Source organism: Streptomyces nitrosporeus (assembly GCF_008704555.1).
In the GTDB taxonomy this organism is placed as follows: Bacteria; Actinomycetota; Actinomycetes; order Streptomycetales; family Streptomycetaceae; genus Streptomyces; species Streptomyces nitrosporeus.
Genome location: NZ_CP023702.1, coordinates 5,943,254 through 5,964,948, shown reverse-complemented (window position 1 = coordinate 5,964,948; position 21,695 = coordinate 5,943,254). Strand labels below are relative to the sequence as shown.

At 71.6% G+C, this 21,695-nt stretch carries 17 protein-coding genes; 4 read left to right on the top strand and 13 right to left on the bottom strand.

The annotated features are described in order from the left end of the window. Positions 1 to 285: 285 nt before the first annotated feature. From whiA to uvrA, 6 genes are all read right to left on the bottom strand, one after another. Positions 286 to 1,275 carry a DNA-binding protein WhiA gene (whiA, locus tag CP967_RS26290; protein ID WP_150490352.1) on the bottom strand — a complete coding sequence of 330 codons (990 nt, stop codon included), beginning with the start codon at positions 1,273 to 1,275 and terminating at the stop codon, positions 286 to 288. Further along, a complete protein-coding gene (locus CP967_RS26285; protein ID WP_150492058.1) occupies positions 1,266 to 2,285 on the bottom strand; it encodes a gluconeogenesis factor YvcK family protein in 1,020 nt (339 codons plus the stop codon). Before CP967_RS26285 ends, whiA begins: the two co-directional genes overlap by 10 nt. Before the next feature lie 14 nt (positions 2,286 to 2,299). Beyond that, positions 2,300 to 3,280 carry an RNase adapter RapZ gene (gene rapZ, locus CP967_RS26280; RefSeq protein ID WP_150490351.1) on the bottom strand — a complete coding sequence of 327 codons (981 nt, stop codon included), beginning with the start codon at positions 3,278 to 3,280 and terminating at the stop codon, positions 2,300 to 2,302. Further along, on the bottom strand, positions 3,277 to 5,334 hold the full coding sequence (gene uvrC / locus CP967_RS26275; protein ID WP_150490350.1) for an excinuclease ABC subunit UvrC: 2,058 nt from the start codon (positions 5,332 to 5,334) through the stop codon (positions 3,277 to 3,279). The genes rapZ and uvrC overlap by 4 nt, the downstream gene beginning before the upstream one ends. A gap of 71 nt (positions 5,335 to 5,405) precedes the next feature. Next, positions 5,406 to 5,834, bottom strand: a complete 429-nt coding sequence (locus tag CP967_RS26270; protein WP_150490349.1) for a Rieske (2Fe-2S) protein — start codon at positions 5,832 to 5,834, stop codon at positions 5,406 to 5,408. A 225-nt stretch (positions 5,835 to 6,059) separates the two neighbouring features. Then, complete coding sequence (gene uvrA, locus CP967_RS26265) at positions 6,060 to 9,050, bottom strand: excinuclease ABC subunit UvrA (RefSeq protein WP_150490348.1); 2,991 nt, start codon at positions 9,048 to 9,050, stop codon at positions 6,060 to 6,062. Between the two features lie 175 nt (positions 9,051 to 9,225). On the opposite strand from uvrA, the gene CP967_RS26260 reads away from it, so the two are divergent. Next, a complete protein-coding gene (locus tag CP967_RS26260; protein WP_150490347.1) occupies positions 9,226 to 9,915 on the top strand; it encodes a maleylpyruvate isomerase family mycothiol-dependent enzyme in 690 nt (229 codons plus the stop codon). Positions 9,916 to 9,925: 10 nt separating this feature from the next. Continuing rightward, on the top strand, positions 9,926 to 10,582 hold the full coding sequence (locus CP967_RS26255) for an MBL fold metallo-hydrolase (RefSeq protein WP_150490346.1): 657 nt from the start codon (positions 9,926 to 9,928) through the stop codon (positions 10,580 to 10,582). A 116-nt stretch (positions 10,583 to 10,698) separates the two neighbouring features. On the opposite strand, the gene CP967_RS26250 is transcribed toward CP967_RS26255, so the two are convergent. The 5 genes from CP967_RS26250 to CP967_RS26230 all read right to left on the bottom strand — a co-directional run bounded on the left by CP967_RS26250 (position 10,699) and on the right by CP967_RS26230 (position 17,869). Continuing rightward, positions 10,699 to 11,700: a TerC family protein gene (locus tag CP967_RS26250; RefSeq protein ID WP_150490345.1), complete on the bottom strand. Its 1,002-nt coding sequence runs from the start codon at positions 11,698 to 11,700 to the stop codon at positions 10,699 to 10,701. A 288-nt stretch (positions 11,701 to 11,988) separates the two neighbouring features. Beyond that, positions 11,989 to 13,998: a TerD family protein gene (locus CP967_RS26245; RefSeq protein WP_150490344.1), complete on the bottom strand. Its 2,010-nt coding sequence runs from the start codon at positions 13,996 to 13,998 to the stop codon at positions 11,989 to 11,991. Between the two features lie 119 nt (positions 13,999 to 14,117). Continuing rightward, complete coding sequence (locus CP967_RS26240; protein ID WP_018848651.1) at positions 14,118 to 14,696, bottom strand: TerD family protein; 579 nt, start codon at positions 14,694 to 14,696, stop codon at positions 14,118 to 14,120. A gap of 131 nt (positions 14,697 to 14,827) precedes the next feature. Next, the gene (gene uvrB, locus CP967_RS26235; RefSeq protein ID WP_150490343.1) at positions 14,828 to 16,954 is read right to left on the bottom strand and encodes an excinuclease ABC subunit UvrB; all 2,127 of its coding nucleotides are present in this window, start codon (positions 16,952 to 16,954) and stop codon (positions 14,828 to 14,830) included. A gap of 39 nt (positions 16,955 to 16,993) precedes the next feature. Beyond that, positions 16,994 to 17,869 carry an MHYT domain-containing protein gene (locus tag CP967_RS26230; RefSeq protein ID WP_150490342.1) on the bottom strand — a complete coding sequence of 292 codons (876 nt, stop codon included), beginning with the start codon at positions 17,867 to 17,869 and terminating at the stop codon, positions 16,994 to 16,996. 215 nt (positions 17,870 to 18,084) lie between these two features. Here CP967_RS26230 and CP967_RS26225 point away from each other — a divergent pair, with 215 nt between their 5' ends. Both CP967_RS26225 and CP967_RS26220 read left to right on the top strand, forming a co-directional pair. Further along, positions 18,085 to 18,957, top strand: a complete 873-nt coding sequence (locus tag CP967_RS26225; RefSeq protein WP_150490341.1) for a glycerophosphodiester phosphodiesterase — start codon at positions 18,085 to 18,087, stop codon at positions 18,955 to 18,957. A gap of 55 nt (positions 18,958 to 19,012) precedes the next feature. Continuing rightward, the gene (locus CP967_RS26220; protein ID WP_150490340.1) at positions 19,013 to 19,558 is read left to right on the top strand and encodes a methylated-DNA--[protein]-cysteine S-methyltransferase; all 546 of its coding nucleotides are present in this window, start codon (positions 19,013 to 19,015) and stop codon (positions 19,556 to 19,558) included. 34 nt (positions 19,559 to 19,592) lie between these two features. Here CP967_RS26220 and CP967_RS26215 read toward each other — a convergent pair whose 3' ends face one another. Together CP967_RS26215 and CP967_RS26210 are read right to left on the bottom strand one after the other, a co-directional pair. Beyond that, complete coding sequence (locus CP967_RS26215) at positions 19,593 to 20,231, bottom strand: nucleoside/nucleotide kinase family protein (RefSeq protein ID WP_150490339.1); 639 nt, start codon at positions 20,229 to 20,231, stop codon at positions 19,593 to 19,595. An 87-nt stretch (positions 20,232 to 20,318) separates the two neighbouring features. Beyond that, positions 20,319 to 21,674 (bottom strand): ammonium transporter, encoded by a 1,356-nt coding sequence (locus CP967_RS26210; RefSeq protein ID WP_150490338.1) that lies wholly within the window; start codon positions 21,672 to 21,674, stop codon positions 20,319 to 20,321. Positions 21,675 to 21,695 lie beyond the last annotated feature (21 nt).

Genomic DNA, 21,695 nt, shown 5'->3' with positions numbered 1-21,695 from the left:
GGTCATACTTTTCGGCCTGCCGGGCGGGCCGGACACGGCCCCGGGCAATAAGACGCCTTCCGCCCACCGGATCTCCCGCCGCCCGGATCACCGCCATCCGGAACACCGGCCGCTCAATTGTGCGGAGGCGTTCTCAAGCGATGGGGAATTGACTTCCGCTCCGCGGATCCCGCCGATTCCCCTCGTTTCCGTACGGGCTCCCGCTCCGCGCACACACCGCACACGCCGCCGGCCGGCGTCCCATGGGCCGGGGAGCCCGGGGGACGCCGGCCGGCGGCGTGCGGGTCAGCCGACGAGGCCGTCGGCCATCTCCTCGCTGAGGGTGGACTCCGTGCCCGGGACACCGAGGTCCTGGGCCCGCTTGTCGGCCATCGCCAGCAGGCGCCTGATCCGGCCGGCGACCGCGTCCTTGGTCAGCGGCGGGTCGGCGAGCGCGCCCAGCTCCTCCAGGGAGGCCTGCTTGTGCTCCATCCGCAGCCGCCCGGCCGCCGCCAGGTGTTCGGGGACCTCCTCCCCCAGGATCTCCAGGGCACGGCCGACCCGGGCACCGGCGGCCACCGCGGCCCGCGCGGAACGCCGGAGGTTGGCGTCGTCGAAGTTGGCGAGCCGGTTGGCCGTGGCCCGGACCTCGCGCCGCATCCGGCGCTCCTCCCAGGCGAGCACCGCGTCATGGGCGCCGAGGCGGGTCAGCAGCGCGCCGATGGCGTCACCGTCACGGACGACCACCCGGTCCACCCCCCGCACCTCGCGCGCCTTGGCGGCGATGGAGAGCCTGCGTGCGGCGCCGACCAGGGCGAGGGCGGCCTCGGGACCGGGGCAGGTCACCTCCAGCGAGGAGGAACGGCCAGGCTCGGTGAGTGAGCCGTGGGCCAGGAACGCCCCGCGCCAGGCGGCCTCCGCGTCGCAGGTGGCCCCCGAGACCACCTGCGGGGGCAGCCCGCGGATGGGGCGGCCCCGGCCGTCCACCAGACCGGTCTGGCGGGCCAGCTGGTCCCCGCCCGCCACCACCCGTACGACGAAACGCGAACCGCGGCGCAGCCCGCCGGGGGCCATCACGATCAGCTCCGAGTTGTGCCCGAAGATCTCCAGGATGTCCTGCTTGAGCCGGCGGGCCGCGATGCCCGTGTCCAGCTCGGCCTCGATCACGATCCGGCCGCTCACCAGGTGCAGCCCGCCCGCGAACCGGAGAATCGCCGAGACCTCGGCTTTTCTGCAGCAGGTCCGGGTCACGGGAAGCCGGGAGACTTCGTCCTTCACCGCCGGCGTCATCGCCATGGGCCGATCCTTCCATGCATCCGAAAAATACGGTCGTACGCGGCGGCCAACAGCTCCGGATCATGGATCGGAACACCGTCGGGTGAGGCCACGGGCGCCAGCTCGACCGCTGCTCCGAGCCGCTCGGCGGCATCGGCGAGGGACTCACGGTCGGGCACGGCGGCCTCGTCGGCAAGCACCACGTCCATGGCGAGTTTAGGGGCGTGTCGTCCCAAAACCTCCAAATGACGCTGCGGTGAGAACCCTTCGGTTTCACCGGGTTGCGGAGCGAGGTTGAGGGAGAGGACCTTACGCGCCTTCGTGGATACCAGCGCGTCGAGGAGTTCCGGCACCAGCAGGTGCGGGATCACCGAGGAGAACCAGGACCCCGGGCCGAGCACCACCCAGTCGGCGTCCAGGACGGCCGTGACCGCGTCCGGGACCGCCGGAGGATCGGCCGGGACCAGGTGGACGGACTGCACCTCACCGGGCGTGAGGGCGACCGTGGCCTGTCCCCGTACGGTGACGACGTCGTCGGGCCGCCCCGGTTCGTGGCCCCGGACGAGGGCCTGGAGCTCCAGGGGCACCGCGGACATGGGGAGTACCCGGCCGTGTGCGCCGAGCAGTCTGCCGACCAGGTCGAGTGCCTGGACGTGGTCGCCGAGCTGCTCCCAGAGGGCGACGATGAGCAGGTTGCCCACCGCGTGCCCGTGCAGGTCGCCCCTGGACTCGAAGCGGTGCTGGATGACCTGGGACCAGGTCCGGCCCCACTCGTCGTCCCCGCAGAGCGCGGCCAGCGCCTTGCGCAGGTCGCCCGGCGGCAGGACGCCCAGCTCCTCCCGGAGCCGGCCGGAGGAGCCGCCGTCGTCGGCGACGGTGACCACGGCCGTGAGGTCGCCGGTGATCCGGCGCAGGGCCGTGAGGGACGCCGACAGGCCCATGCCGCCGCCGAGGGCGACGACCTTGGGCTGCGCGCCGCGCTTGCGGCCGGAGAGGGCCGCGGTGGCCCTGCTCAGCCGGTGCCGGCGCAGAGGGCGGCTGCTGCTCACTCGCGCCCCATGTCCCGGTGGACGAGGACGGTCTCGATCCCTTCCGTGGCCAGCCGGGAGGCCAGCTTCTCCGACATGGCCACGGACCGGTGCTTGCCGCCCGTGCAGCCGACGGCGATGGTCACGTAGCGCTTGCCCTCACGGCGGTAGCCGGCCGCGATGAGCTGGAGCAGTTCCGTGTACTGGTTGAGGAACTCCTTGGCGCCGGGCTGGTCGAAGACGTAGTCGGACACCTCCTCGTTGAGGCCGGTGAAGGGACGCAGTTCCGGGACCCAGTGCGGGTTGGGCAGGAAGCGGCAGTCCACGACCAGGTCGGCGTCGACGGGCAGGCCGTACTTGAAGCCGAAGGACATCACGGTGGCCCGCAGCTCGGGCTCCTCCTCGCCGGCGAACTGGGCGTCCATCTTGGCCCGCAGTTCGTGCACGTTGAGGCTGGAGGTGTCGATCACCAGGTCGGCGTCGCCGCGCAGCTCGCGCAGCAGGTCGCGCTCGGCGGCGATGCCGTCGACGATCCGGCCGTCGCCCTGGAGGGGGTGCGGACGGCGGACCGATTCGAAGCGGCGTACGAGCGCGTCGTCGGAGGACTCCAGGAACACGATCCGCCGGGTGACGTGCTTGGCCTCCAGGTCCGCGAGGGACTCCCGGAGGTTGTCGAAGAAACGGCGGCCCCGTACGTCGACGACGACGGCGATGCGGGCGACGTTGCCCTGGGACCGGGCCCCGAGCTCCACCATGGTGGGGATCAGGGCGGGCGGCAGGTTGTCGACGACGAACCAGCCGAGGTCCTCCAGGCACTTGGCCGCCGTACTGCGTCCGGCCCCCGACATCCCCGAGATGATCACCAGCTCGGGGATGGGCGGCGTGCCGGCGTCCGCCTGGTCCAGGGCGCTTCCCGTACTCACGTCTGCTGCTCCGTCTGTTCGGTCGGTCCGGTGGTGCGCCTGCTCGTCACCGTGGTCCTGCGTGTGCTCGGTCATGGCGTACTGCCCCCGTCGTCCTCTTCGATGATCTCTCCTGTGGCCGTGTTGACGGCCGGTGCGGCCGGCGCTGCCCCGGCGAGGGCGACGGCCACCGACTCCGCCGTGCGACGGCCTATCCCCGGGACCTCGCAGATCTCGGCGATCGTCGCCTGCCTCAGCTTCTTGACGGAGCCGAAATGCTTGATCAGCGCCTGCTTGCGGGTCTCCCCGAGACCGGCGATGTCGTCCAGGGGGCTGCTGCGGACGCGCTTGGCCCGTTTGGCGCGCTGGTAGGTGATGGCGAAGCGGTGGGCCTCGTCGCGGATGCGCTGCAGGAGGTAGAGGCCCTCGCTGGAACGCGGCAGGACGACGGGGTCGTCCTCGTCCGGCAGCCAGACCTCCTCCAGCCGCTTGGCGAGCCCGCACACGGCGATGTCGTCGATGCCCAGCTCGTCCAGCGCGCGCTTGGCTGCGGCGACCTGCGGCTGCCCGCCGTCGACGACGACGAGCTGCGGCGGATAGGCGAAGCGCTTCGGGCGGCCGTCGTCGTCGCGCGCATCCTCCGCGGCCGCTTCGGCCCCGGCGGCGTCCGGGGGTCCCGCCGGGGCGGTGCCGCCCGTGGCGGGTGCCGGGCCGGTCGGTGCCGGGGCCTCCCCCCACTCCCCCGTCCGCTCCGTCTCCTGGAGGTAGCGCCGGAAACGGCGCCCGATGACCTCGTGCATCGACCGGACGTCGTCCTGGCCCTCGAAGCCCTTGATCTGGAAGCGGCGGTACTCGCTCTTGCGCGCCAGACCGTCCTCGAAGACCACCATGGACGCGACGACGTCGTCACCCTGCAGGTGCGAGATGTCGAAGCACTCCACGCGCAGGGGCGCGGCGCCCAGCCCGAGGGCCTCGGCGATCTCCTCCAGGGCCCGCGAGCGGGTGGTGAGGTCGGAGGCGCGCCTGGTCTTGTGCAGGGCCAGCGCCTGCTGGGCGTTGCGCTGGACCGTGGCCATCAGGTCCTTCTTGTCGCCCCGCTGCGGGACGCGCAGGCTCACCTGGGAGCCCCGGCGTCCGGCGAGCCACTGGGCGACGGCCTCCGGGTCCTCCGGGAGCGCGGGGACGAGCACCTCCTTGGGCACGGCGTCCCCGGCCTCCTCGCCGTACAGCTGCTGGAGCGCGTGCTCGACGAGGTCCGCCGTGCCGACGGCCTCGACCTTGTCCGTGACCCAGCCGCGCTGGCCCCGGACGCGTCCGCCGCGGACGTGGAAGATCTGGACGGCGGCCTCCAGCTCGTCCTCGGCGAGGGCGATCAGGTCGGCGTCGGTGGCGTCCGCGAGGACCACGGCGCTCTTCTCCATGGCCCGCCTGAGCGCCTCGGTGTCGTCACGCAGCCGGGCGGCCCGCTCGTACTCCATCTCCTCGGCCGCCTGCGCCATCTCCTTCTCCAGGCGGCGGATGTAGGTGCCCGTCCGGCCCGCCATGAAGTCGCAGAAGTCCTCGGCCAGCTCGCGGTGTTCACCGGGGGTGACCCGCCCGACACAGGGGGCCGAGCACTTGCCGATGTAGCCGAGCAGGCAGGGCCGGCCGGTACGCGCGGCGTTCTTGAACACCCCGGCGGAGCAGGTGCGCACGGGGAAGACCCGGAGCATCAGGTCGACGGTCTCGCGGATCGCCCAGGCGTGGCCGTACGGGCCGAAGTAGCGCACGCCCTTCTTCTTGGCGCCCCTCATGACCTGGACGCGCGGGAACTCCTCGTTCAGGGTGACCGCGAGGTAGGGGTAGCTCTTGTCGTCGCGGTACTTGACGTTGAAGCGGGGGTCGAACTCCTTGATCCAGGAGTACTCCAGCTGCAGCGCCTCGACCTCGGTGGAGACCACGGTCCACTCCACGGACGCGGCCGTGGTGACCATCGTGCGCGTACGGGGGTGCAGGCCGGCCAGGTCCTGGAAGTAGTTGGCCAGGCGCTGGCGCAGGTTCTTCGCCTTGCCGACGTAGATCACCCGGCGGTGCTCGTCGCGGAACTTGTAGACCCCCGGGGTGTCGGGGATCTCTCCCGGCGCGGGGCGGTAGCTGGAGGGGTCTGCCATGTCTCACACCCTACTTGCGGGCGGTGACACAGCGGGATCTCCGGGAAGGACGCGACCGCCCCCGGCGCGGGTCAGGCCTCGGGGCCCGCCACCAGCTTCCCGCCCTCGACCCTGACCGGGACCTCGGGCAGCGGCACCGTGGCCGGACCCTTGAGGGCCTTGCCCGTCGTCATGTCGAAGCGGCTGCCGTGGCACGGGCAGTTGCCCTCGTTGCCCTCGACCTTGTCCAGCAGGCAGCCGGCGTGGGTGCACTGCGCGCTGAAGGCCTTGTACCGGCCCTCGGCCGGGCAGCTCACCACGACCCGCTGTTCGCGGTAGAGCTTCGCGCCGCCGACGGGCACCTCGTCCGGGGAGCCGAGCTGGACGGGGGCCGTGGGTGTGGGTGTCTCGGCGTGGCCCAGCTTGGAATCGGTGGAGCAGGCGGCCGCTCCCAGCCCGGCGGCACCGGCGAGAGCGGCGCCCTTCAGTACGGTGCGGCGGGCGGCGGGCAGGCCGGACATAGGGTCTCCACTGGTCGGGGGGACAAGGGGCCGTCCGATGGGTCCGGGGCGCCGAGTGCCGCGGGGAAGGGGCACGGGCCGCGCCGGAAGGCATCGGCGACAGAACTGACGATACCGGCGGAGAACCACGCCCTTCCGACCGCCCCCGCCCACCGCCCCGGCGGAGCGCCGCGGGCGGCCGCCGTGAGGGGGCCGCCCGCGGACGGTGTGCCGGGAGGGGCGGTGTCAGGCCTTCCGGGCCCGCGCCGTCTTCCGGGCCGCGGGCTTCGCGGCGGCCGGTCCGGCGGTCTTCGCCACGGCCGTCTTCCTCGCCACGGCCGTCTTCTTCGCCGCCGTCCTGCGGGCGGGCTTCCGCGCGGCCGCATCGGTCCGCTCCGCGCCCAGCACGTCCTGGAGGAACTTTCCGGTGTGGCTGCCCGGTGCCGCCGCGACCTCCTCGGGGGTGCCTTCGGCGACCACCAGGCCACCGCCGCTGCCCCCCTCGGGGCCCATGTCGACCACCCAGTCGGCGGTCTTGATGACATCGAGGTTGTGCTCGATGACGATCACCGTGTTGCCCTTGTCGACCAGGCCGGAGAGCACCGTGATGAGCTTGCTGATGTCCTCGAAGTGCAGACCGGTGGTCGGCTCGTCCAGGACGTAGACCGTGCGCCCGGTGGAGCGCTTCTGCAGCTCGCTCGCCAGCTTCACCCGCTGCGCCTCGCCGCCGGAGAGCGTCGGCGCGGACTGGCCGAGCCGGACGTACCCGAGGCCGACCTCGTTGAGCGTGCGCAGGTGGCGGGCGATCGTCGGGACGGCCTCGAAGAACTCCAGGCCCTCCTCGATCGGCATGTCCAGCACTTCCGCGATGGACTTGCCCTTGTAGTGGACCTCCAGCGTCTCCCGGTTGTAGCGCGCTCCGTGGCAGACCTCGCACGGGACGTACACGTCGGGCAGGAAGTTCATCTCGATCTTGATCGTGCCGTCGCCCGAGCAGTTCTCGCAGCGGCCGCCCTTGACGTTGAAGGAGAACCGGCCCGGCATGTAGCCGCGCACCTTCGCCTCCATCGTCTCCGCGAACAGCTTGCGGATGTGGTCGAAGACGCCGGTGTAGGTGGCCGGGTTGGACCTGGGGGTACGCCCGATCGGCGACTGGTCGACGTGGACGACCTTGTCGACGAGGTCGTCGCCGTCCACCCGGGTGTGCCGCCCGGGGACCGACTTGGCGCCGTTCAGCTCGCGTGCCAGGTGGGTGTAGAGGATGTCGTTGACCAGGGTCGACTTGCCCGAGCCGGAGACGCCGGTGACGGCCGTGAGCACGCCCAGCGGGAAGGAGACGTCGATGTCCTGGAGGTTGTTCTCCCGGGCGCCGTGGACCGTGAGCCGCCGCTTCGGGTCGACGGGCCGCCGGACGTCGGGGACCGTGATCGCCCGCTTGCCGGCGAGGTACTGGCCGGTGAGCGACTCCTCGTTGGCCAGCAGCTCCTTCAGCGAACCGGAGTGGACGACCTTCCCGCCGTGCTCACCGGCGCCGGGGCCGATGTCGACGATCCAGTCGGCGACCTTGATGGTGTCCTCGTCGTGTTCGACGACGACCAGGGTGTTGCCCATGTCCCGCAGCCGGACCAGGGTCTCGATCAGCCGGTGGTTGTCGCGCTGGTGCAGCCCGATGGACGGCTCGTCCAGGACGTACAGCACGCCGACCAGCCCGGAACCGATCTGGGTGGCGAGCCGGATGCGCTGCGCCTCGCCGCCCGAGAGGGTTCCGGCGGCGCGGTTCAGCGAGAGGTAGTCGAGGCCGACGTCGACGAGGAAGCGGAGCCGCTCGTTGACCTCCTTGAGGACACGCTCGGCGATCTTCTTGTCCCGGGCGTTCAGCTTCAGCCGGCCCAGGAAGTCGGCGCACTCGCTGATCGACATCGCGGCGACCTCGGCGATGGACTTCTCCATCACCGTGACCGCGAGCACGATCGGCTTCAGCCGGGTGCCCTCGCAGGCGGGGCAGGGGACCTCTCGCATGTACCCCTCGAAGCGCTCCCTGCTGGAGTCGCTCTCCGCCTCGCCGTGGCGCCGCTTGACGTACTGGACGGCGCCTTCGAAGCGCGGGGTGGTGTAGGCGCGCTCGCGGCCGTACCTGTTGCGGTAGCGGACCTCGGTCTGGACCTTGTGGCCGTACAGCAGGGCCTTCCTGGCACGCTGCGGCAGCCCCGCCCAGGGGATGTCCGTGCGGAATCCGAGGGCTTCGGCCAGCGCGCCGATCTGCCGCCCGAAGTACTCCTTGGTGTGGCCGTGCGACCAGGGGTGGATCGCACCCTCGTCCAGGGACTTGTCCTCGTCCGGGACGAGCAGCTCCGGATCGACCTCCATCCGGGTGCCGATGCCGGTGCACTCCGGACAGGCGCCGAAGGGCGAGTTGAAGGAGAAGGAGCGCGGCTCCAGCTCCTCGAAGGAGAGGTCGTCGTACGGGCAGTAGAGGTGCTCGGAGTACATCCGCTCACGCTCGGGGTCGTCCTCGGCGAGGTCGACGAAGTCGAGCACGACCATGCCGCCGGACAGGCCCAGCGCGGTCTCCACGGAGTCGGTCAGGCGGCGCTTGGCGCTCTCCTTCACCGTGAGGCGGTCGACGACCACCTCGATGGTGTGCTTCTCCTGCTTCTTCAGCTGGGGCGGCTCGGAGAGCTGGACCGTCACGCCGTCGACCCGGGCCCGGCTGAAGCCCTTGGTCTGGAGGTCGGCGAAGAGGTCGACGAACTCCCCCTTGCGCTCGCGCACCAGCGGGGAGAGCACCTGGAACCGGCTGCCCTCGGGCAGCGCGAGCACCTTGTCCACGATCGCCTGCGGCGACTGGCGGGAGATGGGCCTGCCGCACTCGGGGCAGTGCGGCTTGCCGATCCGGGCGAAGAGCAGCCGGAGGTAGTCGTAGACCTCGGTGATGGTGCCGACCGTCGAGCGCGGATTGCGCGAGGTCGACTTCTGGTCGATGGAGACAGCGGGCGAGAGGCCCTCGATGAAGTCGACGTCCGGCTTGTCCATCTGGCCGAGGAACTGCCGGGCGTACGAGGAGAGGGACTCCACGTAACGCCGCTGCCCCTCGGCGAAGATCGTGTCGAACGCGAGGGAGGACTTGCCCGACCCGGACAGCCCGGTGAAGACGATGAGGGAGTCGCGGGGGAGATCGAGCGAGACGTTCTTCAAATTGTGCTCGCGCGCGCCACGGACGATGAGACGGTCGGCCACGCCGGTCCGCACCTTTCTTCGGGTGAAGCGGGGAACTGCGCTCCGGCCCCAGGGTATGGGGGGCGCCACAGCGATGTGATGTGCTTTCGACTTCGAGCGTATAGCACGCGCATTCGATTTACGGCCGGTCGCGGACGCCTTCACCCGAACGAGTGTCGGCGGCTACGCTCGGGTCATGATCGATCATGCGCACGACCTGGAAGCCGTACGTGAGGCGACCGATCGCCTGCTCGAGGCCGCGGGCGGACTGGACGGCTCCGCACTCGAAGCGCCCTCGCGCCTGCCGGGCTGGAGCCGCGGCCATGTTCTCGCCCACGTCTCACGTAACGCCGACGCGCTCGTGAATGTTCTCCGGGGACGGCCGATGTACGCGAACAGCGAAACCCGGGACGCCGAGATCGAGCGGGACGCGACCCGTACGCCCGCCGCCCAGCTCGCCGACCTGCGGGAGAGCGGGGACGCGTTCCTGGCGGCCGCCGCTGAGCCGGCCGACTGGTCGCGGACAGTCACCTTGCGCAACGGTGTGACCGACCAGGCGTGGCGGGTGCCCTTCCGCCGCTGGGCGGAGGTCGGGCTGCACCATGTGGACCTGGGCCTCGGCTACGGGCTGGAGGACCTCCCGGAGGAGTTCGTGGTCCGGGAGAACGACTTCCTGGCCGAGCGGTTCGCCGGGCACCCCGGTGTGGTCGCCACCACCGCGGTGACCGGGGACGGCAGGATCTGGACCACGGGCGGGGGCGCCGAGGGCGCCCCGGTCACCGTGCGGGGCACGGCGGCCGAGATCCTCGGCTGGCTCTGCGGGCGCCGCGACGGCTCGGGGCTCACGGTGGAAGGCGGCGCCCTCCCGGCGCTGCCTCCGCTATAGGCTGCGGCGTATGACGTACAGCGGAGCGGTGAGGGTCGGCGGGCCCGCGGACGTGCACGAACTGACCGATCTGATGATCTCCAAGGTCGCTGTCGGGCCGATGGACAACAACGCCTATCTGCTGCGCTGCCGGGCCACCGGTGAGCAGCTCCTGATCGACGCGGCCGCCGAGGCGGACACACTGCTGCGGCTGATCGGCGAGGACGGCATCGGCTCCGTGGTCACCACGCACCGGCACGGCGACCACTGGCAGGCCCTGGCCGAGGTGGTCCGGGCCACCGGCGCGCGCACCTTCGCCGGACGGTACGACGCCGAGGGCATCCCGGTCGGCACGGACGTGCTCCTGGAGGACGGTGACACGGTGCGGGTGGGCGAGGTCACGCTCACCGCCCGCCACCTCAGGGGCCACACCCCGGGCTCCGTCGCCCTGGTCTACGACGACCCGCACGGCGCCCCGCACCTCTTCACGGGGGACTGCCTCTTCCCCGGGGGCGTGGGCAACACGCACAAGGACCCCGAGGCGTTCGCGCACCTGCTCCACGACGTGGAGACCAAGCTCTTCGGCCCGCTGCCGGACGAGACCTGGGTCTACCCGGGGCACGGCCACGACACCACGCTCGGCGCCGAGCGCCCGCACCTGCCGGAGTGGCGCGCACGCGGCTGGTGAAGACGGGCGGCCCGCCCCGCGTGACCGCGGGCCGACGCACCACGGCCGGTGGCCGGGACCCCTTTCCGGGCCCCGGCCACCGGCCGTGTCAGGTGCGGCACCGTGCCGCGGGCGGGTTACTTCTCGGCGCCGACGTTCTCGTCGTCGCTCTTCGCCTGCTCCACGCTCTCGGCCGCCGCCTGCTTCCTGGTGGCCATCAGGCTGGTGATGGTGGTGATCACCAGGACACCGCCGATGACGGCGAGGGAGAACGCGATGGAGATCTCCGGGACGTGCACCCCGGACTCGTGCAGCGCGTGCAGCACCAGCTTGACGCCGATGAACCCGAGGATCACCGAGAGCCCGTAGCTGAGGTGGACCAGCTTCTTCAGCAGACCGCCGATGAGGAAGTACAGCTGACGCAGGCCCATCAGGGCGAAGGCGTTGGCGGTGAAGACGATGTACGGGTCCTGGGTCAGGCCGAAGATCGCCGGGATGGAGTCCAGCGCGAACAGCACGTCGGTGGTGCCGATGGCGAGCATGACCACCATGAGCGGGGTCAGGACGCGCTTGCCGTTCTTCTGGATGAAGAGCTTGGTCCCGTGGTACCGGTCGGCGACACCGAAACGGCGCTCGACCGACTTCAGGAGGCGGTTCTCCTCCCATTCCTCTTCGTCCTCGTCCGCCCGCGCCTCCTGGATCAGCTTCCAGGCGGTGTAGATCAGGAACGCGCCGAAGATGTAGAAGACCCACGAGAAGTTGGCGATGACCGCGGCGCCGGCCGCGATGAAGATCGCACGCAGCACCAGGGCGATCAGCACACCGATCAGCAGCACCCGCTGCTGGAGGTGGGAGGGCACCGAGAACTTCGCCATGATCAGGATGAAGACGAAGAGGTTGTCGACACTGAGCGACTTCTCGGTGACGAAGCCGGCGAAGAACTCGCCCGATGCCTGGCTCTCGCCGAACACCAGCAGACCGAGTCCGAAGAGCACGGCCAGCGCGATCCAGACGACCGTCCAGATTCCGGCTTCCTTGGTCGACACGTCATGGGGTTTGCGCCCGATGAAGAAGTCGACGGAGATGAGGGCGACCAGACCGAAAATGGTCAGCGCCCAGAGGGTCCATGAAACGTCCACTGCGCCTCCGGCAGTTCACTACGGCTATGGATCAGCGTCGTCGCTGCCGGAGGTCTCTTCCACCCGGGGCGCGGGCTGCGCGCCGGGCCGGCGCCCCGGGACCGGTCACAGTCCGTACTGACGGGAACGCCGCGATCGGGAGTACTCCCCTCCGCTCGAAGAACAGTACAGGAAGCACCAAGATAAGGTAAAGCTCCAGGCAAAAGCTGATCAAAAGGCCAGCTCGGAGGGGTTGTGCCGTTCCTGTATCCGTCCGGTCGGCACGGGCTCCGGCCCGGCGCGGGGGCCTCAGCGGTGTCCGGTCCGCCGGGCGGCGGCCACCAGCGCCAGCACCTGTTCCAGGACGCGGCTGCCCGGCGGTATCCGGGACGGCTCGTACGTCCAGGCGTGCCCCACCCACGGATCGGCGAGGTGGTCGTCGGCGACCGGGGTGACGCGCAGCAGGGAACGCCACAGCGGGTCGAGGAGGGGCCCGTAGGCGCGGGCGTCCTCGCGGTCGGCCACCATCATCAGGTGTACGCCGGCCGAGGGACCCTCGTCGGCGAGGTAGCGCAGCTGGGTGACGGCCCGGTCGTCGAAACCGTGCGGGAAGTCGTTGACGACGAGCAACTGCTCGCCGGTGTCCAGATCGGGCGGGAGCGAGTCCGCGGCACCGGCCCTGACCGCCATCTGCACCAGGTCGACCCGCCGGGTGAGGTGGGCCAGCACGGCGCTCACCCCGGCGGGGCCCGTGGCGGGCGGGGAGGACAGGACGCCGGACGCGGTCAGCGGGGCGAGGGGGCCCGCGGCGGAACCGGCGGGGTCGATGACGTGGACGGAGAACTCCCCCGCCGGGTAGGCCGCGAGCAGCCGTGCGGCCAGGGCGACGGCGGTCTCCATGGCCAGGGCCCGCAGCCGGCCCCCGCCCGCCGCCGCGGCGGCCTCAAAGGCCGTACGGCCGCTGTCGATCCAGATACCGCGCTCCAGGGGCAGCCGGACCAGCAGGGGGATTCGCAGGTCGGCCCGCTCGGGCAGGTGCAGATCCCCCAGGCGCAGCGCCATCGGGATCTCCATGGGCACGCGGTAGCCGTGCCAGACGGGGTTGTCCCAGCCCGCGTACGGGGCCGGGAGCGCGGGCTCGACGACGCCGGACTCCGCGGCGAGCTGGGCCAGGTCGCGGTCCAGTGCCTCGCGGGCCCGCGCGGTGAGCTCCTCGCACTTGGCCCTGGCCGCGGCTCTCGCCAGGTCGCCCGTGCCGCCGATGCGGCTGCGGGGGTCGGAAAGCGTCCGTTCGAGTTCCTGGTCCATCCGGGACTCGGCGAAGTCCACGGCGCTGCGGTAGGCGGCGACGGCCCGCGCCAGGTCCTCGAACATGCCCCAGATCTGGTTGTACAGGCGTTCGTCCATCGACCAGCCGGTGGCGTCACCCGCGACGGGCCGTGCGGGCTGTCCCGGGGCCGCCGGAGGGGCCGTGGAGGGCGGCGGAGGCGGTGCGGAGGTCTGACGGCGGGGGTGGGCGTAGCTGATGGGACCCGCGGAGGGACCGCCCGGCGCACCGGCATACGGCACACCGCCGCCCGCGTCACCGGACGGTCCGGGGGCCGGCGTGACGGCCGGAGGCGTCATGGCCGGAGGCGTCATGGCCGGGGATGTGACGGCCGGAGGCGTCGTGGCCGCCGGTCCGGACGGCGGGGCGGCGGGCGGTGCGGGACGGCGGGCCCGCTCCCCGTCCGGCGTACGCGGCGGCGGGGGCGCCACGGAGCGGGCGAGCCCGGAGGCGACGGCCTCCTGTATCGAGGCGGCCAGCTCCGCCGCCTCCGTGAGCCCCTGGTCGGCGAGCATCTCGGCGAGGCCCGCGGCGTATCCCTGGCCGACCGCGCGGACCTTCCAGGCGCCTTGGCGGCGGTAGAGCTCCAGGGCCGTGACCGCGGACTCGGAGTCCAGGCCGGTGAGGGTGAAGGTGGCGATCTCGGTGCCGTCGAGCCCGGTGACCGCCACGAACGGCGCCGCCACCGCCCCGAACCGGACGGGCCGGCCCGGCCCGGTGGGCAGGGCCAGCAGTACGGTGACGCGGTGGACCGCCTCGGGCAGGGCACCGAGGTCGACGGCGAGCCGGTGGCCTGCGGCGGCCTGCCGGGGCACCTCCAGGCCCGGCAGCCGGGGAGCGCCGGGGTGGGCGACCCATTCGGCGCCGTGGACGGTGCCGCCCTCGTCCGCGAGGGTGGCCCCGGCCACCACCGGTGAGCCCGCCGTCACCCTGATCTCCAGACGGGTCTGGGGCAAGGCGTGGTTCTGCCCCCGGACCAGTTCGGCCGTCATCGCCCTGTCCCCCTCGACGTTCCGTGTGGCGCCCTGCCATGGGCGCAGCTCCCGGCGGCGGACGCCTCCGGGAGCTGCTCGTGCTGTTCCGTGGACGGGGCCCGCGGCCCCGTCCGCCGCTACAGATGCGGCAGGATCGCCGGCATCAGGTCCTGGAAGGTCCGGCCGTTGGCCGGGTTGCCCAGGGCGGTCATCTTCCAGCCGCTGCCGGCCCGGTGCACCTTGGCCATGATCTGGGCGGTGTACTGGCCGCCGCCGTCCAGGGTGTAGCGGGCGAGTTCCTGGCCGTTGGTCTCGTCGACGATGCGGCAGAAGGCGTTCTGCACCTCCTGGAACGTCTGGCCGGTGAAGGAGTTCACCGTGAAGACGATCTGGTCGATGTGGACCGGGACCCGCTGGAGGTCGACGAGGATCGCCTCGTCGTCGCCGCCCGAGCCGGCGCCGCCGACCAGGTTGTCGCCGGTGTGCTTCACCGAACCGTCGTCGCTGACCAGGTGGCGGAAGAACACGACGTCCACGGGCTGCTTGTCGGCGAACAGCACCGCCGAGGCGTCCAGGTCGATCTCCCGGGTGCGGGAGCCGAACAGCCCGCGGCGCGGGGCCGCCTGCCAGCCGAGCCCCATCCGTACCGCGGTCAGGGTCCCCCCGTCGCTCTTCTGCAGGCTGATGGCCTGGCCCTTGGTCATGTTGACCGTCACGCGCTGTCCCCTCTCCGCTTGCCCCGCAACCCTCGGTGTGCGGTTTCCCCGAACCCTACGCAGTCCACGGGGGCGGGAAGCAGGGACGGGCCGTTTTTGTGTCGGTCCTGCAACATCGCGCGCCCCGGCCGTCAGGCCAGTCCCGCCTCCCTCATCTGCCGCAGCTCCTTCTTGAGCTCGCCCACCTCGTCACGCAGCCGCGCGGCCACCTCGAACTGCAGGTCGGCGGCGGCGGCCCGCATGCGGTCCGTCATCTCCTCGATGATCCCCGCGAGTTCGGCGGCGGGCCGGTCGGTGACGGCGGCACCCTCCTTGACTGCCCCGCCCCCCGGAGCGGTCCTGCCGAGGGAGGGGACGGGCGCCTTGGTGTCCTTGGCGTCCTTGGCCCGGCGGTAGCCGGTGCCGAGGAGCTGTTCGGTGTCGACCTCCTCGCGGGCGATGGAGGCGACGATGTCGTTGATCTTCTTGCGGAGCGGCTGCGGGTCGACTCCGCGTTCGGTGTTGTAGGCGATCTGCTTCTCGCGGCGCCGGTTGGTCTCGTCGATGGCCTGGGCCATCGCCGGGGTGATCCGGTCGGCGTACATGTGGACCTGGCCCGAGACGTTACGGGCGGCACGGCCGATGGTCTGGATCAGCGAGGTGCCCGACCGGAGGAAGCCCTGCTTGTCCGCGTCGAGGATGGCCACCAGGGAGACCTCGGGCAGGTCGAGTCCCTCGCGGAGCAGGTTGATGCCGACCAGGACGTCGTACTCCCCGGAGCGCAGCTCACGCAGCAGTTCGATACGGCGCAGGGTGTCGACGTCGCTGTGGAGGTAGCGGACCTGGATGCCCAGCTCCAGGAAGTAGTCGGTGAGGTCCTCGGCCATCTTCTTGGTGAGGGTGGTGACCAGGACCCGCTCGTCCTTCTCGGTGCGCTTGCGGATCTCGTGGACCAGGTCGTCGATCTGGCCCTCGGTGGGCTTGACGACGACCTCGGGGTCGACGAGCCCGGTCGGCCGGATGATCTGCTCGACGTATCCGTCGCCGCGGGACATCTCGTACGTGCCGGGGGTGGCGGAGAGGTAGACCGTCTGGTCGATCCGCTGGAGGAACTCCTCCCACTTCAGGGGACGGTTGTCCAGCGCGGAGGGCAGCCGGAAGCCGTGGTCGACCAGGGTCCGCTTGCGGGAGGCGTCGCCCTCGTACATCGCGCCGATCTGCGGGACGGTGACGTGCGACTCGTCCAGGACGAGGAGGAAGTCCTCGGGGAAGTAGTCCAGGAGGGTGTTGGGGGCGGTGCCCGGGGCGCGGTCGTCGAAGTGCATCGAGTAGTTCTCGACCCCGGAGCAGGTACCGATCTGGCGGAGCATCTCGATGTCGTACGTGGTGCGCATCCGCAGCCGCTGGGCCTCCAGCATCTTGCCCTGCTTCTCCAGCTCGGCCAGGCGCTGTGCCAGCTCCTGCTCGATGCCGCTGACGGCCTTCTCCATCCGCTCGGGTCCGGCGACGTAGTGGCTGGCGGGGAAGACGTGGAGCGCGCGGTCCTCGCTGATGACCTCGCCGGTGAGCGGGTGGAGGGTGGAGAGCGCCTCGATCTCGTCACCGAACATCTCGATGCGGACGGCGAGCTCCTCGTAGACCGGGAAGATCTCGATGGTGTCGCCGCGCACCCGGAAGGTGCCGCGGGTGAACGCCAGGTCGTTGCGGGTGTACTGGATCTCGACGAAGCGGCGCAGCAGGTCGTCCCGGTCGACCTCGTCGCCGACCTGGAGCCGGACCATGCGGTCCACGTACTCCTGCGGTGTGCCGAGGCCGTAGATGCAGGACACGGAGGCCACCACGACGACGTCGCGCCGGGTGAGCAGGGAGTTCGTGGCGGAGTGGCGCAGCCGCTCGACCTCCTCGTTGATCGAGGAGTCCTTCTCGATGTAGGTGTCCGACTGCGGGACGTACGCCTCGGGCTGGTAGTAGTCGTAGTACGAGACGAAGTACTCGACCGCGTTGTTCGGCAGGAGCTCGCGGAACTCGTTGGCCAGCTGCGCGGCGAGTGTCTTGTTCGGGGCCATGACGAGGGTCGGGCGCTGGAGCTTCTCGATCATCCAGGCGGTCGTCGCCGACTTGCCGGTGCCGGTCGCGCCGAGCAGGACGACGTCCTTCTCGCCCGCCCTGATGCGCCGCTCCAGCTCGGCGATGGCCGCCGGCTGGTCGCCGCTGGGCTGGTAGGGACTGACGACCTCGAAGGGCGCCACCGTACGTTCGATCTGGGAAACGGGCCGCATGGATCCACCGTACGGCGCCCCACCGACAACGGCGGTGGATCAGCTCTTCCGCGACTGCCGGTACCCCCCGCGGGCGGCGGTCTCGTACGGTGCGCGGTGCCGCTGGACCGGGGCGGCGGTGCTCCCCCGGCCGTCGTGCCCGTGGCCGCGCCCGGCCCGGTGCGCGTCGCCCGGCACGGGGCCGCCGCCCGCCACCACCATCGGGTCGACCATCACGACCACACCGGCGAGCAGCAGGAAGCAGCCGGGCCCGATCAGCATCGGCAGCAGCAGGGAGACGGGGGTGTCGCCCCGCACCGGGACGGCCTCGGGGTCCAGATGGACGTGGAGCGCTGCCATTCCGGTGTAGTGCATACCGCTGACGGCGACCCCCATGACCACGCTGGCCCCGAGGCTGGGCAGGAAGCCGTGGACGGAGACGGCCGCCCACAGCGCGGTGGTCGCCGCGACGACGGCGATGACGACGGAGAGCGTGACGGTGAGCGTGTCGTAGGCGAACCGCCCCTCGAAGAGCATCCCGGCCATGCCCAGGTAGTGCATGGAGGCCACCCCGAGGCCGGTGATCGTGCCGCCGGTGACCAGGGCCATGCGCGTGGCGCCGCGGTAGCCGACGATGAAGATGCCGATGCCGACCATCACGACCGCCACGGCGAGGCTGGCGAAGGTGAGCGGCCTGTCGTAGGCGACGGGCGTCCCCCGGACGCTGAAGCCGAGCATCGCCACGAAGTGCATCGTCCAGATCCCGGACCCTATGGAGGTGGCCCCGAGAGCGAGCCAGCCGGCCCGGGCGGCGCTCCGCGCGCGCAGCGACCGTGTGGTGCAGCGCAGTCCGAGGGCCGCCCCGAGGCAGGCCATGAGGAATGCCACGACGGGGGTCACGAGGCCGTAACTGAAACCGTCAACTGTGCCCTGCATGCTGGTACGCCCTTCACGGAGGCCCGGGTTCGGGGGTGACCCTAAAGGGCGAGGCCCGGCAGGCAAACGTAGGAGCGGCATTTTATCCGTCCCCGCGGGGCCCGCCGTTCCGGTACCCAACATTCCGTTCACATTGTGGCCATCGCCGCCCTCCCTTCCGTTGGGAGCCGGATGCGACTCTCGGCTGGACCGCAACCCCGATGCGAGGAGTACCCGTGTCCGCACGCACCGCCACCGCCTCCACCGCCGTCGCCGCCCTGCTCGGCGGCTGCGTCCTGCTGTCCGCCGGGCAGACCCAGGCCGCCGGCGCCGGGGACACCCCCGTCGTCTACGCCCACCGGGGCGCCTCCGCCTACGCCCCGGAGAACACGCTGGCCGCGGTGGACGCGGCCGACGACCTGGGGATCAGCTGGGTGGAGAACGACGTCCAGCGCACCGCGGACGGCGTGCTGGTCGTCATGCACGACACCACCCTGGCGCGGACCACCGACGCCGAGCAGGTCTACCCGGACCGCGCCCCCTGGGCCGTCAAGGACTTCACCGCGGCGGAGATAGCGAAACTGGACGCGGGCAGCTGGTTCGGCGCGGAGTTCACCGGCGCCCGGGTCCCGACCCTGAAGAGTTATCTGCAGCGGGTCGAGCGCAACCGCCAGAAGCTGCTCCTGGAGATCAAGAGCCCCGCGACCTACCCCGGGATCGAGAAGGAGATCCTGCGGGTCCTGCGCCAGGAGGGGTGGCTCGACCGGGGTCATGTGAAGCACCGCCTGGTCGTCCAGAGCTTCGGTGCAGAGAGTGTGAAGATTGTCCACGAGCAGCGCCCGGACGTCGTGACGGGCTTCCTGGGCACTCCCGCGGTGGCCGATCTGCCGGCGTACGCGGCGTTCACGGACCAGATCAACCCGTCGTACACGACGATCGACGCGGACTACGTCGCCGAGGTCCAGAAGCTCAAGGGCGCGCACGGCAAGCCGCTGCGGGTGAACACCTGGACGGTCAACGACGCGGAGAAGGCGGCGAGGGTCGCGGGTTACGGCGTCGACGGCATCATCTCCAACAACCCCGACCTCGTCCGGGACGCCACCCGCTGACGGGTCCGCGCCCCGCCGGGGCCCCGCTGCCGGCGCCGGGCCGTACGGTGGGCGCATGGAGAGCGATGCGCGGGGACCGCACTGGACCGTCGTGGAGAGCGGCATCGGAGCGCTGCTGCTCGCCGCGACGGACACCGGCCTGGTGACCGTGGCCTTCCACGCCCGCCCCGCGGTGTGCGAGGCGGTGCTGGAGGGGCTGCGGAGCCGGCTGGGCGCCGAGCCGGTGCACGCCCCGGACTCGGCGCGGCTCGCGGAGCCGGTGCGTCAGCTCGGCGCGTACTTCGCCGGCACGCTGCGGGAGTTCGGCCTCCCTCTGGACTGGTCGCTGAGTTCCGGCTTCCCCCGTGAGGTGCTCCGGGAGCTGGCGTCCGGCGTCCCCTACGGCACGGTCGTCGGGTACGGCGGCCTCGCCGCCCGGGTGGGGCAGCCCGGGGCCGCCCAGGCGGTGGGCGCGGCCATGGGTTCCAATCCGCTGCCGGTGGTGGTGCCGTGCCACCGCGTGGTGGAGAGTGACGGGGGCCTCGGCGGGTTCGGGGGCGGCCTGGAGACCAAGCGGCGGCTGCTGGAGCTGGAGGGCGTGCTCCCGCAGCCGCTCTTCTGAGGGTTCCGGGCAGAGGGGTCCGCCCGGCGGTCCGTCAGCCCGTTCCCGTCCACGCGGGCCGGTGCGGGTCGTCGGTCCGTACGACCACATCGGCCTTCCCGGCGGGCGCCACCTCGTCCTCGTACCGCGCGAAGGCCGGCAGGGTCCACCGCTCCCCCTCCCCGGTGCGCCGCCGCAGGGCGCCCCGGGTCAGGGCGAGGTGGACGCTCAGGTCGAAGGGGAACCAGTGGCCGAGGAGCAGTGGCCCGTGCAGGATCAGCACCCCGCCGTCCGGCAGGGTCCGGTAGGGGCTGCGGGTGGCCCGGTCGGTGACCGGGTCCCAGAGGTCGGGCAGCACCCGCCCGCTGCCACCGGGTTCCAGGGGCCGGAACACCTCGCGCCACAGCGCCCCGGTGTCGAACCAGCCGTCGGCGTACGCGTCGGGGTCCTGCCTGCCGTGTTCGAACCGCAGGCTCGCCGGACGCAGGAACCCCGCGGTGGACACGGTGAGTACGGCACGTCCGCGGGCCCGGAGCGCCTCGGCGAGGTGTTCGGCCCGCTCGCCGGGGCAGGCGGCCGGGGCGCCGTCGACACCGATCCGCAGCCGGGTGCCGCCGTCGGCGGGCCGGAGGCCGTCGGCGTGACCGGCGAGGGCCGCGGTCAGTCGTTCCCAGGTGATCGGTTCGAATCGCACCGGTCCATCATCGCGCCGCGGACGGCCGGGCCGCGGGGCGGGCACGGGCCCCGGGAGGGCGCGGGCCCCGGGGAGGAGCTCCGCGCCCTACCGCTCGCGGTTCCGCAGCAGTGCGGTGATCTCCCGGACGAGTTCCTCGTCGCTCCTGGCAGGACGTCCTCGCCGGCCGGCGTCCACCACGTCCTCCAGCTTCTCGGCGGTACGGAAGTCGTAGGCGCGCTCCTCGTCCTCGCCGGGGACGTTGTCGTACTCCTCCCTGGCGCGGAAGCCCACGGTCAGGTCGACCGCCTTCGCGATGATCCAGGTCAGGACGAAGGAGAACGCGATCACCGCCACGATCGCCACGAGCTGCTTGCCCAGCAGGGACCAGCCGCCGCCTTCGAAGAGGCCCTTCTTGCCGCTGATCCGGGCGGTGGCGAAGAGCCCGACCATGATCAGGCCGATGAAGCCGCCGACCCCGTGCACCCCGACCACGTCGAGGGTGTCGTCCACGCCGAAGCGGTACTTCAGGGTGATCGCGTAGGCGCTGACCGCGCCGACGACGAGCCCCGTGACGACGGCCCCGAGCGTGTCGATCTCGCCGCAGGCGGGGGTGATGGCCACCATGCCGGCGACGGCGGACGAGACGACCCCCATGGTGGTGACCCTGCCGGTGCGCCACTTCTCGACCAGCGGCCATGTCACCATGGCCCCGGCCGCGCCCAGCTGGGTGTTGATGAAGGCCGCCGCCGCGGTGCCCTGGTCGCTCAGCGCGGAACCGGAGTTGAAGCCGAACCAGCCGAACCAGAGGAGCGCGGCGCCGATCACCACGAGCGGGATGTTGTTGGGCCGTTCCTCCCGGCGGGCGAAGTCACGCGGGGCCCGCAGGACGAGCGCCACGGCGAGTCCGGCGACCCCGGAGTTCAGCTCGACCGGCAGTCCGCCGGCGAAGTCGAGCGCGCCGAGGTGCTTGACGATCCACCCGTCCTGGTCGAACACCCAGTGGGCGAGCGGGACGTAGACGATGAGCAGCCACAGGACGACGAAGACGAGCCAGCCCTTCATCGTGGCCCGGTCCGCGATCGAGCCGCTGATCAGCGCGACCGTGATGACGGCGAAGCCCATCTGGAAGGTGCTGTAGACATAGGTCGGGATGTGTCCGGTCAGGGTGGTCAGCCCGATGTCGTTCATGAAGACGTGGTCGAGGTTGCCGATGATCCCGGCGCCGCCGACGTCGGGCCCGAACGCCAGGGTGTAGCCGATCATCCACCAGACCAGGGTGCCGAAGGCGAGCGCGGCGAAGCTCATCTTGATCATCATCAGCACGTGCCGGGTGCGCACCATGCCGCCGTAGAAGAACGCCAGTCCGGGCGTCATCAGCAGCACCATGGCGGTGGAGGCGAGCAGCCAGGCGGTGTCGCCGGAGTCGTACGCCGGCGGCATCGGCGCGGGGGCGGTGTTCATCGGCGTGTTACCTCGCTGGGG

Coding starts and splice junctions, on each gene's coding strand:
- rapZ (WP_150490351.1), bottom strand. CDS start 3,280: ATGACCGAGCACACGCAGGACCACGGTGACGAGCAGGCGCACCACCGG.
- CP967_RS26270 (WP_150490349.1), bottom strand. CDS start 5,834: ATGTCCGGCCTGCCCGCCGCCCGCCGCACCGTACTGAAGGGCGCCGCT.
- CP967_RS26230 (WP_150490342.1), bottom strand. CDS start 17,869: ATGCAGGGCACAGTTGACGGTTTCAGTTACGGCCTCGTGACCCCCGTC.
- CP967_RS26260 (WP_150490347.1), top strand. CDS start 9,226: ATGATCGATCATGCGCACGACCTGGAAGCCGTACGTGAGGCGACCGAT.
- CP967_RS26210 (WP_150490338.1), bottom strand. CDS start 21,674: ATGAACACCGCCCCCGCGCCGATGCCGCCGGCGTACGACTCCGGCGAC.
- uvrC (WP_150490350.1), bottom strand. CDS start 5,334: ATGGCAGACCCCTCCAGCTACCGCCCCGCGCCGGGAGAGATCCCCGAC.
- CP967_RS26245 (WP_150490344.1), bottom strand. CDS start 13,998: ATGACGGCCGAACTGGTCCGGGGGCAGAACCACGCCTTGCCCCAGACC.
- CP967_RS26255 (WP_150490346.1), top strand. CDS start 9,926: ATGACGTACAGCGGAGCGGTGAGGGTCGGCGGGCCCGCGGACGTGCAC.
- uvrB (WP_150490343.1), bottom strand. CDS start 16,954: ATGCGGCCCGTTTCCCAGATCGAACGTACGGTGGCGCCCTTCGAGGTC.
- CP967_RS26220 (WP_150490340.1), top strand. CDS start 19,013: ATGGAGAGCGATGCGCGGGGACCGCACTGGACCGTCGTGGAGAGCGGC.
- whiA (WP_150490352.1), bottom strand. CDS start 1,275: ATGGCGATGACGCCGGCGGTGAAGGACGAAGTCTCCCGGCTTCCCGTG.